The organism is Streptomyces sp. NBC_01171, from assembly GCF_045039805.1.
In the GTDB taxonomy this organism is placed as follows: Bacteria; Actinomycetota; Actinomycetes; order Streptomycetales; family Streptomycetaceae; genus Streptomyces.
On the sequence record NZ_CP108609.1, the window covers coordinates 3,715,221 to 3,731,041 of the forward strand.

Below are 15,821 nucleotides of genomic sequence, written 5' to 3' on the forward strand. Positions count from 1 at the left end.
CGATGATGGAGAGTGAACGTGAGCAAGTACGTGCGGCCGGCGGCCGAGGGCGCCGACCCCTTCGGCACCGCCCGTCTCCGCCGCGGTGTCCTCGACGCCTGGGCCACCAGCCCCGCCCGGTTCCGTGAGGACGCCAACGCCGAGGAGGACCTGGTCCTCGGCGGCTACCGGGACCGGCTCGTGGTGGAGCTGGCCCAGAACGCCGCCGACGCCGCCGCCCGCGCGGACACGCCCGGACGGCTCCGGCTCACCCTCCGCGACGGCGTGCTGATCGCAGCCAACACCGGCGCGCCCCTGGACGCCGCCGGGGTCGAGTCACTGTCCACCCTGCGCGCCTCCGCCAAGCGGGAGCGGTACGACGAGCACGCCACCGTCGGCCGGTTCGGCGTCGGCTTCGCCGCCGTGCTCTCCGTGACCGACGAGCCCGCGCTGGTCGGCCGGCACGGCGGGGTCCGCTGGTCCCTCGCCGAGGCCCGCGAGCTGACCGCGGAGACGGCCCGGCACAGCCCCGGCCTCGGCGACGAGGTGCGCCGCCGCGACGGCCACGTCCCGCTGCTGCGGCTGCCGTTCGCCGCCGAGGGCACCGCGCCGGACCCGTACGACACCGCCGTCATCCTGCCGCTGCGCGACGCGGCCGCCGCCTCCCTGGCCGAGCGGCTGCTCGACGCCGTGGACGACGCGCTGCTGCTCGCCCTGCCCGGCCTCGAAGAGGTCGTCATCGAGGTGGAGGGGCGCGAGCCGCGCACCCTGCGCCGCAGCGTCGAGGACGCCGTCACCGTCGTGGAGGACTCCCGCGACGGCACCACCCGCTGGCGCACCGTCGTCGCCCACGGCCCCCTCGACGCCGCCCTCCTCGCGGACCGCCCGGTCGAGGAACGGCTGCGCCCGCACTGGTCGGTCACCTGGGCGGTGCCCGAGGACGGCGAGGGCCGCCCGGTGCGCCCCCGCACCGCGCCCGTGCTGCACGCGCCCACCCCCAGCGACGAGCCCCTCGGCTTCCCGGGCGTGCTCATCGCGTCCTTCCCGCTGGACACCACCCGCCGGCATGCCGCGCCCGGCCCGCTCACCGACTTCCTGGTGGAGCGCGCGGCCGACGCCTACACCGAACTCCTCGCCGGCTGGCGCCCGGTGACGGAGGGCGCCATCGACCTCGTCCCCGGCCCGCTCGGCAAGGGTGAGCTGGACGGCACGCTCCGCCAGGCCGTGCTGGACCGGCTGCCGCGCATCGCCTTCCTGCCCCCGGCGCTGCCCCCGCAGGGCGACGACGAGCTGCCCGAGGCGCTGCGCCCGAGGGACGCCGAGATCGTGGAGGGCGCGGGCGCGGCCACCGTGCGCGTCCTCGCCGAGGTGCTGCCGACCCTGCTGCCCGCGGGCCTGGAGCGCCGCCCGGAGCTGCGCGCGCTCGGCGTGGCCCGGCTGCCGCTGGCCGACGCCGTGGACCGGCTGGCCGGTCTGGAGAAGGAGCCCGAGTGGTGGTGGCGGCTCTACGACAGCCTCGCCGGGGTCGACCCCGAGCGGCTGTCCGGGCTGCCCGTACCGCTCGCCGGGACCGGCCGGACCACCATCGGCCCCCGCCAGGTGCTGCTGCCCGCCCCGGACGCCACCGCGCCGGACGCCGAGGTGCTGGGCCGGCTCGGCCTGAAGATGGCCCACGCGGACGCCGCCCACCCGCTGCTGGAGAAGCTCGGCGCGCTGCCCGCCACCCCGCGCGCGGTGCTCACCACCCCGCAGGTCCGCGCCGCCGTCGCCGCCTCCCTGGACGACGACGGCGGGGCGATGTGGGAGGAGGACGCCCCGGACGCCGAGGAACTCGCGGACACCGTCCTGGCGTTGGTGCGGGACGCGGGCCTGGAGCCCGGTGACGAGCCCTGGCTCGGCGCGCTCGCCCTGCCCGACGAGGACGGCGAGCTCGCCCCTGCCGGTGAACTGGTCCTGCCCGGCAGCCCGTTCGCCCGGGTGATCCGCGAGGGCGAACTCGCCGCCGTCGACGCCGACCTGGCCGAGAGGTGGGGCGGGCAGCCGCTCGCCGCCTGCGGGGTGCTGGCCGACTTCGCGCTGGTCCGCGCCACCGACGTGGTCCTCGACCCGGACGAACTGGAGCCCCGCGACAGCGACTTCGCCGAACCCGACGACGCCGGTCTGCTGGACGCCGTCGACGTGTGGTCCGAGGACATCCTCGACCGCTTCCCCGACAGCCCGGTACCGCCCGTCGCCACCGAACTCGTCGCCGTGCGCGACCTGGACCTGGTGGACGACGACCGCTGGCCCGAGGCGCTCGCCCTGCTGGCCCAGCCGCCGCTGCGCGACGCCCTCGTCCAGCCGGTCCGCGTCCTCCTCCCGGACGGCACCCACGAGGTCGTACGCCCCTACACCGCCTGGTGGCTGCGCGGGCACCCGGTGCTCGACGGCCGCCGCCCGGCGGGCCTGCTGGCCTCCGGAGGCGACCCGCTGCTGCGCGGCCTGTACGACGAGGCGGACGCCACCGGCTTCCACGACGAGCAGGTGCTCCGGGCTCTCGGGGTACGCACCTCGGTGGCCGCGCTGCTGGACGAGCCCGGCGGTGCCGCCGAACTCCTCGACCGGCTCGCGGACCCCGACCGGCCGGTCAGCCCGGTCCAACTGCACGGGCTCTACAGCTCGTTGGCCGACCTGGACCCGGAGCAGGTGACCCTCCCCGACGAGCTGCGGGCGGTGCGCGACGGGCGGGTCGTCGTGGTGGACGCGCGGGACGCGGTGGTCGTCGACTCGCCCGACCTGCTGCCCTTCACCTCCGGAGTACCGCTGCTTCCGGTACGGCCGTCCCTGGCCGCCTCGTTGGCCGAGCTGTTCCAGGTGCGGCGGCTGAGCGAGTCCGTCACCGGCGCGGTGGACTCCCAGGGCGCCGAGCACGAAGTCCCCGAGCCGGTAAGGGCGTTGCTCGGGGCGGGCACCCCGGCCGGCTATGTCGAGCACGACGAACTCGTCGTGGACGGCGTCGAGATCGACTGGCGTCTCACCGACGACGGCGTCCTGCACGCGGCCACCCTGGAAGGCGTCGCCGCCGGCCTCGCCTGGGCCTCCGGCCAGTGGCCCCGCCGCTTCGAGGTGGCCGCACTCCTGGAGGACCCGTCCCGCACGCAGGAACTGGCACGGGACCGCTGGTTCGACTGAAGTCCCTTGCTTGAGGTGCGGCTTCACGAATTGGTCGCAGAATCTTCGAGTTTCGTACAACCGTCCCCTCGGATCGCACGTCTGATCGTGTGAGCTAACAGGCTCACACGATCATTCGGGCCCCAGCACGCCGGTCCGCCCCGTCGGGCGCAGCGGTCACCCGGGCCCCTTTACGCAGGGGAACGCACATGCGCACTCGTGCCACCGTGGCAGCCGCGACCGGCGCCCTGGCCCTCTCTGCCTTCGCCGTGCCTGCCGCCCACGCCGCCGGTCACCCCGCGGCTCCCTCCGAGGCGTCGGCCGCGAGCAAGGTCCTGCACGCCTCCCACGGCGTCAAGGGCTTCGGCGTCAAGTCCAAGGGCACGCCCTACACCATGGACGTCACCTTCTCGAAGGTGAACGTCAAGAGCGGCAAGAACATCGTGGTCGGCACCACCAACGTGGTCCGGGTCCCGGTGTCCTACACGCTGACGCACGGCGTGGACGTCGACATCGACGCCCCCGACTTCGTCACGGGCCTCGCGCTGTACCGGGGTGCGGAGTTCGACTACGCCGACAACGAGATCGACAGCGACGAGGCCGTCTGCACCGCGTCGTCGGCGACCGTCGCGTCCTGCAAGGCCACCATCGAGATCGACCCGATCTTCCTCTTCAACGAGGACGCGGCCACCTGGAAGACCGCGGCCTTCGCCGTCGCCTTCAACGGCGAGGACCCGTTCGACCCGCAGGACCTGAGCAAGATCGGCGTCGCGGTCAAGGACAAGGCCGCCTCGAACAAGCTCCAGCGGTACTCCCGTCAGACGGTCAACGCCTCCCCGGAGCCGGTCAAGAAGGGCAAGACCATCACGGTCACCGGCGCCCTGACGCGCGCGAACTGGGACGACTCCCGCTACCACGGCTACACCCAGCAGTCCGTGAAGCTTCAGTTCAAGAAGAAGGGCGCCAGCGCCTACACCACGCTGAAGACCGTCAAGACGGACTCGAAGGGCAACCTGAAGACCACCGTCAAGGCGTCCGTCGACGGCTACTTCCGCTACAGCTTCGCCGGCACCTCGACCACCCCGGCGGTCGACTCGACCGCCGACTTCGTCGACGTGAAGTAATCCGGGAGTAATCCGCAAGAGGTGAGCGGGCGGGGCCCTTGACCAGGCAATGAGTGGGCAAATTCAGGTCAAGGAACGCCCCGCCCGTACAACCAGCAAGGCCCCTCACGGATCTGATCACCCGAGTCGACCGACTCACCGATCACTTCTCCCCCAGAGGGAACCGCACATGCGCATACGTGCCACCGTGGCCGCCGTCACCGGCGCCCTGGCTCTCTCGGCCTTCGCCGTTCCGGCCGCGCACGCCGCCCCGGCCACGCCGTACACGATGAACGTCAGCTTCTCGAACCTGAAGATCGCCTCGTCGATCAAGGTCGGCACCACCAACGCGGTCAGCGCGACCTACTCGTACACGCTGACCCACGGCGCGGACGTCCAGGCGACCGCCGCCGACTTCTACAGCGACGCCTACCTGTACCGGGGCTCCCTGGACGACCCGACCGCCACGGTCGAGGGCGACGACTTCGCCACCTGCAAGGTCGCCACGAGCACCACGCTCACCTGCACCGGCACCATCGACCTCTACCCGGCCGACGGCGACCTCACCGCCTCCGACGCCGGCAAGTGGTCGGTGGCCGCCGAGGCGACCGCCTTCAACGGGCAGAACCCCTCCAGCCCCGACTACAGCAAGGTCGGCTTCAAGGACCAGGGCGGCCTGGCCACCACCAGCCTGCTGCGCTACTCCAAGCTCACCACCAACGCCGCCCCGGAGCCGGTGGTGAAGGGCAAGACCATCACGGTCACCGGCACCCTGACCCGCGCGAGCTGGGACTACAACAAGTACTACGGCTACGGGGCGCAGTCGGTGAAGCTGCAGTTCGCCCCGAAGGGCTCCAGCACCTACACCACGCTGAAGACCGTCACGACGGACTACTACGGCAAGCTGAAGACCACCGTCACCGCCTCGGTCGACGGCTCCTACCGCTACGTCTACGCGGGCGTCTCCACCACGGCCGCCGTCACCTCCGCGGCCGACGCGGTCGACGTGCAGTAACCCTCACACCGGGAAGCGGCGGCCGACCCATCTCCACACGAGTTCCAGGGCGGCCGCCGCCACCACCGCCACTCCGACCGCCGTCCACGGCATGGTGTTGCCGACCAGGCGCAGGGCGAAGAAGTCCTGGAGCCAGGGGACGGTCAGGACGAAGAGGAAGGCGACGCCCATCGCGGCCACCAGGGCCAGCCGCCACCAGGTGTAGGGGCGGGCGATGATGGCGAGGACCCACATCGATATCAGGAACAGGGTCAGGGTGGCCGCGCTGGTCTCGGCGGACAGCGCGCCCGCGCCCGTGTAGTGGTGCCGGGCCAGCAGATACGTCACGAAGGTCGCCACCCCGGCCAGCAGCCCGCCCGGTACCGAGTACCGCATCACCCGGCGCACGAAGTGCGGCCGCGCCCGCTCCTTGTTCGGCGCCAGCGCCAGGAAGAACGCCGGGACGCCGATGGTCAGCGTGGACAGCAGTGTCAGATGCCGGGGCAGGAACGGGTACTCCACCTGCCAGCACACCACCAGCAGCGCCAGCAGCACCGAGTACACCGTCTTCACCAGGAACAGCGTCGCCACCCGCGTGATGTTGCCGATCACCCGGCGGCCCTCCGCCACCACCGACGGCAGCGTGGCGAAGCTGTTGTTCAGCAGCACGATCTGTGCCACCGCGCGCGTGGCCTCCGAACCCGAACCCATCGAGACGCCGATGTCGGCGTCCTTCAGGGCCAGTACGTCGTTCACCCCGTCACCGGTCATCGCCACGATGCGCCCCTCCGACTGGAGCGCGCCGACCATCTCCCGCTTCTGCTGCGGGGTGACCCGCCCGAACACGGTGGCCCGGTCCACCGCCTTGGCCAGGTCGGCCGGGTCGGCGGGCAGCCGACGCGCGTCCACCGCCCTGCCCGTAAGGCCCAGCTTGTGCGCGACCGCGGCGACCGACACCGCGTTGTCCCCGGAGATCACCTTGGCCTGGACGTCCTGGTCGGCGAAGTAGCGCAGGGTCTCCGCCGCGTCCGGGCGCAGCCGTTGCTCCAGCACCACCAGGGCCACGGGCCGGGCCCCGCGCGCCGGGTCGGGACCGTCCAGGTCACGGGCGGCGCGGGCCAGCAGCAGCACCCGTAGGCCCTGTTCGTTCAGCCGGCCGGTCTCCGCCAGCGCGGGGTCGTCGGGGGCCAGCAGCACATCGGGGGCGCCCAGCAGCCAGCCGGTGACCTTCCCGTCGCCCTCCTCGAACGCGGCCCCGCTGTACTTGCGGGCCGAGGAGAACGGCAGCGTGCTCACCGGGCGCCGGCCCGCGCCGTGGCCGTCCGGATAGGCGTCGATGATGGCCTTGAGCGAGGCGTTGGGACGCGGATCGGACGCCCCGAGCGCGGCCAGCACCTCCCGCACCCGGCCCTCGTCCGCCCCGTTCAGCGGTTTCAGGCCGGTCACGTCCATGCCGCCCTCGGTGAGCGTGCCGGTCTTGTCCAGGCAGACGGTGTCCACCCGGGCCAGGCCCTCGATCGCGGGCAGCTCCTGCACCAGGCACTGCTTGCGCCCGAGCCGGATCACCCCGATGGCGAAGGCCACCGAGGTCAGCAGCACCAGCCCCTCCGGCACCATCGGGATGATCCCGCCGATGGTCCGGGCCACCGAGCCCTTGAAGTCGTTGCTCTTCACCACGAGCTGGGTGACGATCAGGCCGAGCGCCGCCGGGACCATCATCCAGGTCACGTACTTCAGGATCGTGGAGATCCCGGACCGCAGCTCGGAGTGGACCAGGGTGAACCGGGACGCCTCCTCGGCCAGTTGGGCCGCGTACGCCTCCCGGCCCACCTTGGTCGCCTGGAAGGCTCCGCCGCCCGCGACCACGAAACTGCCCGACATCACCTGCTCGCCGGGGTGCTTCACCACCGGGTCGGCCTCGCCGGTCAGCAGGGACTCGTCCACCTCCAGGCCGTCGGCCTCGGCGCACACCCCGTCCACCACGATCTTGTCGCCGGGCCCGATCTCCACCAGGTCGCCCAGCACGATCCCGCTGGTCGGCACCTGCACCGCCCTGCCGTCCCGGCGCACGGTCGGCCGGGCCTCCCCGATCACCGCGAGCGAGTCCAGCGTCTTCTTCGCCCGCCATTCCTGCACGATCCCGATCCCGGTGTTGGCGAGGATCACGAACCCGAACAGGCTGTCCTGGATCGGCGCGACGAACAGCGTCACCACCCACAGCACACCGATGATCGCGTTGAACCGGGTGAACACGTTCGCCCGCACGATCTCGCCCAGCGAGCGGCTGCTGCGCACCGGGACGTCGTTGACCTCCCCCCGTGCCACCCGCTCCGCGACCTGTGCGCGGGTCAGGCCCGCCGGCCCGGTGGTGGGCGGCGCGACCGGGTGCACGGGGTCCAGTCCGGCACCCGCGTCGATATGCGTCATGCATCCGACGGTACGTGCGGAATCCCCGCTTCACCTGCCGGGCGGCCCGATCTCCGGGTAACGCCAGGGGCGCCTCCGACACGTCTCGGGGGCGCCCCTGATCAAGGCCCGGATCAGCCCAGCGCGGGCGGCCCCGCGTCGGCCCCGGTGCCCCAGGAGGAGGGTGCCGATCCGACCGTGAAGGACAGCGAACGGTGCGTCCGCAGCGCCTCCGTGGTCAGGTACGTCCGCCCGTACGCCGTGCCGTCCAGCCGCGCCGACTGCACGTAGCGGGCGTCCGCCGAGGTGTCCGGCGCGGTGATGGTGAGCGCGCCGTGCGGGTAGTACCGGCGGTCCAGGGTGAGGTCGACCCGGTCGAACACCGGGGTGGACAGGCCCCAGGTGTCGTAGCCGGGCTGGACCGGGAAGACGCCGATGGACGACAGCACGTTCCAGGCGGACATCGTGCCCAGGTCGTCGTTGCCGGTCATCCCGGTCGGCCCGTCCGTGAACAGGGTCAGCGCCGCGTGCACCACGTCCGTCGTCTTCCACGGCTGCCCGGTGGACAGGTAGGTGTAGGGCGCGATCAGGTCGGGCTCGTTCTGCGGGTTGTACTTGTCCGCGTTGTAGTAGTCGTACGGCCCGTTCACCCACACCTCGCGGGCGGTCTTCGCCGGGTCCTGCGTCAACTGCCCGTAAGCGAAGAAGGAGTCGAGCCGGTCGTTGGCCGCCTGCTTGCCGCCGACGAGGTCCACCATTCCGGGCAGGTCCTGCGGCACGAGCCACTGGTACTGCCAGGACGTGCCCTCGTGGAAACCCTCGCTCTTCGCCGGGTCGGCCGGTCCGGTGAAGGCGCCGGAGGCGTCACGGGCGCGGAAGAACCCGGTCGAGGGGTCGAAGATCTTCCGGTAGTTCTGCGCCCGAGCGGCGTACCGGTCCGCGTCCGCGCGGTGCCCGAGGTCGCGCGCCATCCGGGACAGCATCGCGTCCGACAGCGCGTACTCCAGCGTGGCCGACGCCCCGTGGTCGTAGTCCGAGTCGCCGGGCTTGGCGTGCGGGCGGTCCTTGACGTACGGGGCGAAGCCGTCGGCGAGGTACTCCCGGTTGGCCTCCCGGCCCACGGCCGGCGAGCCGGCGGGCGGCACGCCGTCCGCGTTCTTCTTCAGCGCCCGGTAGGCCCGCTCCTCCCAACCGTGCAGCAGGCCCTGCTGGTAGGCGTTGGTCAGGAACGGCGTGACCGGGTCGCCGGTCATGATGTTGGTCTCGACCGTGCCGTAGCCCCACTTGGGCAGCCAGCCGCTCTCCTCGTCGATCCGGATCACCGAGATCGCCATGTCCCGCGCCTCACGCGGGGCGAGCAGCGAGAGCAACTGGGACTGGGTGCGGTAGGTGTCCCAGAGCGACCAGTTCTGGTAGTAGGTGAAGCCCTGCGTGCGGTGGATCTTCTGGTCCCAGCCGGTGTAGCGGCCGTCGGTGTCGCTGCCGATGTTCGGCGCGAGGAACGAGCGGTACAGCGAGGAGTAGAAGGTCCGGCGCAGCGTGTCGCTCCCGCCGCGCACCCGTATGTCGGCCAGCCGGTCCTCCCAGGCCCGCCGGGCCGCGCCGCGCACCACGTCGAAGGAGCGGCCGCCCTCGGCGCGCAGATTGCCGAGCGCGCCCCGCGCGTCCACGTAGGACAGCGCGGTGGTGGCCTCGACCGTGCGGTCCTTCCGGGTGTCGAACCGCAGGTACGCCCCGTCCGCGCCGGTCTTCGCGCCGTCGGTGACGGTGGACCCGGTCCAGGTGCCGTGGGCGGTGAAGGGGCGGTCGAAGCGGGTGACCGTATAGAGGGTGTAGGGGAGGGTGTCCTGGCAGAAGCCGCGGCCGGTGAGCTTGGTGCGCACGGTGTGGTCGTCCAGGATCTCGACCTCGGTGGCGACCTTGGTGTGCAGCGACTGGCCCGCGTTGAGCAGGACGTTGGCCTTGTCGGTGGCCGGGAAGGTGTAGCGCTGCACGCCGGTGCGGGCGGTCGCGGTCAGCTCGGCCTCGATGCCGGAGTCCAGGCCGACGCGGTAGTAGCCGGGGCTCGCGGTCTCGTCGTCGTGGCTGAACCTCGCGGCGTAGCGGGCGTAGTCGGTGGTGGTGACGTCGCCCGTGGTGGGCAGCACCGGGAGGTCACCGCCGAGGCCGCAGCCGACGCCGGAGAGGTGGACCAGGGAGAAGCCCCGGATGTGGTCCTGGGCGTAGTCGTAGCCGGTGTTGTGGCCGGTGTCGGGGGAGAGCTGCACCATGCCGAACGGCACGGCCGCGCCGGGGTAGGTGTTGCCCTCGTTCTGGGTGCCGATGAACGGGTTGACGAGGTCGGTCAGCCGGGCGGGCGGGTCGGCCTGCGCGTGGGCGGGGGTGGCCAGCAGCGCGGTCGCCGCCAGTGTCCCGGCCATGAAGCGACCGATATGCCGTGTCCATGTCATGCAGGAACCTCTGAGGTGGTGGGCCGGACGTGCTCAGGGGTGGTTCAAGGCAACGTTGTCAGCGCCGCGGAACAACGTTGTCATCGGACAGCAGTGGGCATGACAACACGGAATCCGCATTCCGTCCAGAGGTCCCGCACGACCCGGAGGTCACTCGGAGGGGACAGCCTCCCGCTCGGCCGCCGCACGCTTGATCGCGGCGTCCCGCCCGCGCACGTACCAGATGCCGATCAGGCCGAGGCCGGCGCCGGCCAGGCAGGTCCACACCCACCACAGATGGCCGTGGTCCTCGAACCAGCCGTAGAAGGGGAGCTGGGCCAGGAAGAGGACGAACCACACGATCGTGCCGCCGGTGATGGTGGCGACCACGGGCCCCTCCAGGGGCTCCGGCGCTTCGTGCTTGAGGGTCCACTTCGTCATGGACACAGCTTACGAGGCACCGCACCACGCCCGGCAGCCCGCTGCCCCACGGACATTCGGTGAATATCTACGCGCGGAGATAGCGATCTAGGCTTCATACGTTCATACTGAAGCCGTTTGTCTTTGACTGTTTCTGTTCGTACGAAACTCCAAAAGGGCTCGGGGGAACCCTGAATGGTGAAGAGGACTCGCATGCCCACCTCGGCCACGGCCCAGGCTCCTTCCCCCGAACAGCCGGGCGGTAAGCCTTCCTACGGCGCCGTCGACCGCTACTTCAAGATCTCCGAGCGCGGCAGCTCCGTCGCCCGGGAGATCCGGGGCGGTTTCGCCACATTCTTCGCGATGGCGTACATCATCGTCCTGAACCCGATCATCCTCGGCAGTGCCAAGGACATGTACGGGCACCACCTGGACAACGGCCAGCTCGTCACGGCCACGGCGCTCACCGCCGCCTTCACCACCCTCCTCATGGGTGTGATCGGCAACGTCCCGATCGCGCTCGCGGCCGGGCTCGGCGTCAACACGGTCGTCGCGCTCCAGCTCGCGCCGCGCATGTCCTGGCCGGACGCGATGGGCATGGTGGTGCTCGCCGGCTTCGTGGTGATGCTGCTGGTCGCCACCGGTCTGCGCGAGCGCGTGATGAACGCGGTGCCCTACGGGCTACGCAAGGCCATCGCCATCGGTATCGGCCTGTTCATCATGCTGATCGGCCTGGTCGACTCCGGCTTCGTCACCCGTATCCCGGACATCGCGCAGACCACCGTCCCGCTCCAGCTCGGCACGGGCGGTCACCTCACCGGCTGGCCGGTGCTGGTCTTCGTCCTGGGTGTGCTGCTCACCCTCGCGCTGATCGTCCGCAAGGTGCCGGGCGCGATCCTGATCTCCATCGTGGCGATGACCGTCCTCGCGGTGATCATCAACCTGGTCGCCAAGGTGCCGTCCTGGGGCCTGACCACCCCGAAGTGGCCGGGCAACCCGGTCGCCACCCCGGACTTCGGGCTGATCGGCCAGGTCAGCCTGTTCGGCGGCTTCGCCAAGGTCGGTGTGCTGACCGGCGTCCTGTTCGTCTTCACCGTCCTGCTGTCCTGCTTCTTCGACGCCATGGGCACGATCATGGGCGTCAGCGACGAGGCCAAGCTGACCGACGCCGAGGGCCAGATGCCGGGCATCAACAAGGTCCTGCTGATCGACGGTCTCGCCGTCGCGGCGGGCGGCGCCAGCTCCTCCTCGGCCACCACCTGCTTCGTGGAGTCCACGGCCGGCGTCGGCGAGGGCGCCCGTACGGGCCTCGCCAACGTCGTCACCGGCGCCCTGTTCGGTGTCGCGCTGTTCCTGACCCCGGTCGCCACCATGGTCCCGTCCCAGGCCGCCACCCCCGCGCTGCTCGCGGTCGGCTTCCTGATCCTGGCGGGCTCGATCCGGGAGATCGACTGGGCCGACTTCACCATCGCCATCCCGGCCTTCGTGACCATGGTGATGATGCCGTTCACCTACTCGATCACCAACGGCATCGGCATGGGCTTCATCACCTTCGTGGTGCTCCGCCTGGCCGCCGGGCGCGGCCGGGACATCCCGGTGGCGATGTACGTGGTCGCGGCCGTCTTCGGCTTCTACTACCTGATGCCGGCCCTCGGTCTGACCTGACCGGGGCGCGGCTGAGGTTCCCACGGGGTCACATGAGTCTCATGTGACCCCGTAGAACTTCTCGGTCTCGTCGACGGCGGTCTGGAACCGCTCGTCGAAGTCGTCCCTGACGAGCGTGCGGATCACATAGTCCTGCACGCTCATTCCTCTTCTCGCCGCGCGTTCCCGGAGCCTCTCTAGCAGCTCCCCGTCCATCCGCAGGCTGAGCACACTGGTCCCCATGCGTACGAGGGTCGCCACATCCCGCCACCCGATGTGTCACTTTTCGGAACCGACTCACTCTTACGGGTGACGACGGGACACAGTGGCGGACATCACGGGGGCCCGCGTGCGTGGCGGTGTTCCTTAGTAAGAGTAATGAGTTAGGCTAAAGACATGTCGGACCTCACCCACGGCGACGACGTGGCCGCCGTGAACTCCCTCCGCTCCGCCGTGATGCGGCTGTCCCGTCGACTCAAGCACCAGCGGGTCGACGAGTCGCTGAGCCCCACCGAGATGTCGGTGCTGGGCACGCTGTCCAACTGCGGACAGGCCACTCCGGGCGAGCTGGCGCGCAAGGAGCACGTCCAGCCGCCCTCGATGACCCGCATCGTCGCGCTCCTGGAGGCCAAGGGCCTGGTCCGGCTCGAGCCGCATCCCGAGGACCGGCGCCAGAAGGTCGTCACCCGGACCGAGCAGGCCGAGGCGATGCTCGTCGAGAGCCGCCGCAAACGCAACGCGTTCCTGGCCGGCCTGGTCGAGGGCCTCGACGAGGACGAGTGGGCCACCCTGCGCGCCGCCGCCCCCGTCCTGGAGAAGCTCGCGCAACTGTAGCCACGGCATCGCTTCAGGAGGCGACCTTTTGAGTACGGGACCCGGAGCAGCTTCCGTCCCCGCACCGGCCACTACTACCCCCGCCGCAGGCAGAACGTCGATGTTCAGCTCGCTGAAGGTCCGGAACTACCGGCTGTTCTTCGCCGGGCAGGTCGTCTCCAACACCGGCACCTGGATGCAGCGCATCGCCCAGGACTGGCTGGTGCTGAGCCTCACCGGCTCCTCGGCGGCCGTCGGCATCACCACCGCTCTCCAGTTCCTGCCGATGCTGCTCTTCGGCCTGTACGGCGGTGTCCTCGTCGACCGGCTGCCCAAGCGGCCCGCGCTGCTGTTCACCCAGTCCGCGATGGCCCTCACCGGCCTCGCGCTGGCCGTCCTCACCCTCTCCGGCCACGTCCAGGTCTGGCACGTGTACGTCGCCGCCTTCGCGGTCGGGCTCGCCACGGTCGTGGACAACCCGGCCCGGCAGTCCTTCGTCTCCGAGATGGTCGGCCCCGGCCAGCTCCAGAACGCGGTCAGCCTGAATTCGGCCAACTTCCAGTCCGCCCGGCTGGTCGGCCCCGCCGTCGCCGGTCTGATGATCACCGGCGTGGGCACCGGGTGGGCGTTCCTCGCCAACGGGCTGTCCTTCGTCGCGCCCATCGCCGGGCTGCTGCTGATGCGCACCCGTGAGCTGCACGTCGTCGACCGCGCCCCGCGCGGCAAGGGCCAGCTCCGGGAGGGGCTGCGGCATGTCGCCGGGCGGCCGGAGCTGATCTGGCCGATCGTGCTCGTCGGGTTCATCGGCACCTTCGGCTTCAACTTCCCGGTGTGGCTCACCGCCTTCGCCGACGACGTGTTCCACGCCGGCGCCGGGGCGTACAGCCTGTTCAACACCCTGATGGCCGTCGGCTCCCTGATCGGCGCCCTGCTCGCCGCGCGGCGCGGTACGGCCCGGTTCCGGGTGCTGGTCGCGGCCGCGCTGGCCTTCGGCACGGTGGAGATCGTCGCGGCGCTGGCGCCCTCGTACTGGCTGTTCGCCCTCCTGATGGTTCCCATCGGCGCCTTCGGCCTCACGGTCAACGTCACCGCCAACACCGCCGTCCAGATGTCCACCGACCCGGCCATGCGGGGGCGCGTGATGTCCCTCTTCATGATGGTCTTCATGGGCGGCACACCGCTGGGCGCACCGCTGGTGGGATGGGTCACCGACACCTACGGCGCCCGCTTCGGCTTCGTCGCCGGCGGTGTCGTCTCGGCCGCCGCGGCGGCTGTCATCGGCCTCTTCCTGGCCCGCGCGGGCGACCTCCGACTCCGGCTCACCTGGCACCGAGGGCCGCATCTGCGGTTCGTGCCGAGGGGGAGCGAGGAGTTGACGCCGGCGGCGTGAGGGCCGGTCAGGACTCGCCGCGGATCATCGACATCAACAGGCTGTGGGTGTCGGTGTCCGCGGCTGCCACCAAGCCACGGGTGCCCGGGCCCAGCGGTGCGCCGTCGATGCCTGTGAGCACGCAGCCCGCCGCGCGGCACAGGGCGATTCCGGCGGCGAAGTGGACGCTGGTCGAGAGGTCGGTGCCGTCGGTGACGTAGGCGGCTCGGCGGCCCGCCGCGACCCAGGTCAGGGCCAGCGTCGTGGAGACCACTCGGGGGCGGAAGCGCGCGATGAACACCGGGTGTGCCAGGAGGTCCGTGGCGCGGAAGCCGGGGGCGCTTGGGAAAGGCGGGTCCAGGTTGACGTCCACGAGGGCGGTGGCCGCCGTGGGGCGCAAGGGGATGTCGGTGCCCTCTTGGTGGAGCCAGGCCGTCTTGCCGTCGGTGCGGAAGACCTCACCGCTGAAGGGGTCCGCCACGGCTGCGGGGCCGTCGCGGAGGGCCACGTTGACGGCGACGAGCATGTTGCCGACGGCGTAGTTGAGGGTGCCGCACAGGGGGTCCACGAGCCAGAGGCGCCCGGTGTCGGTGGCGCCCTGCCGCCCGCCCTCCTCGCCGAGTACCGCGTCCTGGGGCCGGGCCGCGCGGATGACGTCCAGGATGGCCCGCTCGGCCGCCACGTCGGCCGCCGTGGCGAAGTCCCCCGCGCCCTTGTCGATCCGGGCCAGCGCCTTGCCGTAGCCCTCACGCACCACTTCGGCGCCGGCCAGGGCGCCCGCTGTCGCTGTTTCGACGTCCTCGGTCACGGTGCCGCAGCGTACCCGTCTGGGATCGTGAGGGGATGAGACTCTTCGCCGCCGTGCTGCCGCCCCCGGACGCCGTGAAGGAGCTGGGCCGGGAGGTACGGGCGCTGCGGCGGCCGGCCGGGGCCGACGCGCTGCGGTGGACCCAGCCGGACGGCTGGCACTTCACGCTGGCCTTCTACGGCGAGGTCCCGGAGGAGGCCGTGCCGGAGCTGGAACGCCGGCTGGAGCGCGCGGCCGCGCGGAGCGAACCGTTCCCGCTGGCCCTCGCCGGCGGCGGCAGCTTCGGACGGGGCAAGGCACTGTGGACCGGGGCCTCAGGAGACCTCACCGCGCTGGGCAGGCTGGCCGGGCGGGCCCAGGCGGCCGGACGGCGGGCCGGGGTGGGCGGCGAGGAGCACCGGCACTACCGGGCGCATCTCACACTGGCCCGAGGCAAGGGCGACACCGACCTACGGCCCTACGTCGACGCCCTCGCCGAATTCACCGGTACCGCCTGGACGGTGGGCGAACTGGTCCTCGTCCGCAGCCACCTGCCGGCCTCCGGCGTACCCGGTGAGCAGCCCCGGTACGCCCCGGTCGCCCGCTGGGCACTGGGCGGCGCCCGTTAGGCTCGTCGTCGTGGACCCGAAAACCCGGAACCGGATCATGGCCGGTGCGCTCGTACTGATGCTGGTGGTCGTCGCCGTGGCGGCGGCCGTCCACTGAC

General features: G+C 71.5%; 12 protein-coding genes. 7 read left to right on the forward strand and 5 right to left on the reverse strand.

The window, feature by feature from the left end; translation table 11 throughout:
- Positions 1-18 precede the first annotated feature (18 nt).
- The 3 genes from OG448_RS17320 (at position 19) to OG448_RS17330 (ending at position 5,247) form a co-directional block, all read left to right on the forward strand.
- A complete protein-coding gene (locus OG448_RS17320) occupies positions 19-3,150 on the forward strand; it encodes a sacsin N-terminal ATP-binding-like domain-containing protein (protein ID WP_405554872.1) in 3,132 nt (1,043 codons plus the stop codon).
- Positions 3,151-3,338: 188 nt separating this feature from the next.
- On the forward strand, positions 3,339-4,253 hold the full coding sequence (locus tag OG448_RS17325) for a hypothetical protein (RefSeq protein WP_405554874.1): 915 nt from the start codon (positions 3,339-3,341) through the stop codon (positions 4,251-4,253).
- A 169-nt stretch (positions 4,254-4,422) separates the two neighbouring features.
- A complete protein-coding gene (locus OG448_RS17330) occupies positions 4,423-5,247 on the forward strand; it encodes a hypothetical protein (protein WP_405554875.1) in 825 nt (274 codons plus the stop codon).
- Positions 5,248-5,250: 3 nt separating this feature from the next.
- Here OG448_RS17330 and OG448_RS17335 read toward each other — a convergent pair whose 3' ends face one another.
- From OG448_RS17335 to OG448_RS17345, 3 genes are all read right to left on the reverse strand, one after another.
- The gene (locus OG448_RS17335; RefSeq protein ID WP_405554877.1) at positions 5,251-7,653 is read right to left on the reverse strand and encodes an HAD-IC family P-type ATPase; all 2,403 of its coding nucleotides are present in this window, start codon (positions 7,651-7,653) and stop codon (positions 5,251-5,253) included.
- A 113-nt stretch (positions 7,654-7,766) separates the two neighbouring features.
- On the reverse strand, positions 7,767-10,052 hold the full coding sequence (locus OG448_RS17340; RefSeq protein WP_405554879.1) for a GH92 family glycosyl hydrolase: 2,286 nt from the start codon (positions 10,050-10,052) through the stop codon (positions 7,767-7,769).
- Positions 10,053-10,232: 180 nt separating this feature from the next.
- Positions 10,233-10,502, reverse strand: a complete 270-nt coding sequence (locus OG448_RS17345; protein ID WP_405554881.1) for a DUF2530 domain-containing protein — start codon at positions 10,500-10,502, stop codon at positions 10,233-10,235.
- 192 nt (positions 10,503-10,694) lie between these two features.
- Between OG448_RS17345 and OG448_RS17350 the strand changes: the two genes are divergently transcribed.
- Entirely contained in the window at positions 10,695-12,146 is a 1,452-nt protein-coding gene (locus OG448_RS17350) for a solute carrier family 23 protein (RefSeq protein WP_391299230.1), read from the forward strand.
- A gap of 39 nt (positions 12,147-12,185) precedes the next feature.
- On the opposite strand, the gene OG448_RS17355 is transcribed toward OG448_RS17350, so the two are convergent.
- Positions 12,186-12,368 (reverse strand): ribbon-helix-helix protein, CopG family, encoded by a 183-nt coding sequence (locus OG448_RS17355; protein WP_030804711.1) that lies wholly within the window; start codon positions 12,366-12,368, stop codon positions 12,186-12,188.
- Positions 12,369-12,521: 153 nt separating this feature from the next.
- Between OG448_RS17355 and OG448_RS17360 the strand changes: the two genes are divergently transcribed.
- Together OG448_RS17360 and OG448_RS17365 are read left to right on the forward strand one after the other, a co-directional pair.
- Positions 12,522-12,959, forward strand: a complete 438-nt coding sequence (locus OG448_RS17360; RefSeq protein ID WP_030804715.1) for a MarR family winged helix-turn-helix transcriptional regulator — start codon at positions 12,522-12,524, stop codon at positions 12,957-12,959.
- Between the two features lie 100 nt (positions 12,960-13,059).
- The gene (locus OG448_RS17365) at positions 13,060-14,328 is read left to right on the forward strand and encodes an MFS transporter (RefSeq protein WP_405554883.1); all 1,269 of its coding nucleotides are present in this window, start codon (positions 13,060-13,062) and stop codon (positions 14,326-14,328) included.
- Between the two features lie 7 nt (positions 14,329-14,335).
- Here the strand turns inward: OG448_RS17365 and OG448_RS17370 are convergent, their stop codons facing one another.
- The gene (locus tag OG448_RS17370; RefSeq protein ID WP_405554884.1) at positions 14,336-15,115 is read right to left on the reverse strand and encodes an inositol monophosphatase family protein; all 780 of its coding nucleotides are present in this window, start codon (positions 15,113-15,115) and stop codon (positions 14,336-14,338) included.
- A 35-nt stretch (positions 15,116-15,150) separates the two neighbouring features.
- Between OG448_RS17370 and thpR the strand changes: the two genes are divergently transcribed.
- On the forward strand, positions 15,151-15,723 hold the full coding sequence (gene thpR, locus OG448_RS17375) for an RNA 2',3'-cyclic phosphodiesterase (RefSeq protein WP_405554885.1): 573 nt from the start codon (positions 15,151-15,153) through the stop codon (positions 15,721-15,723).
- Positions 15,724-15,821: the final 98 nt, after the last annotated feature.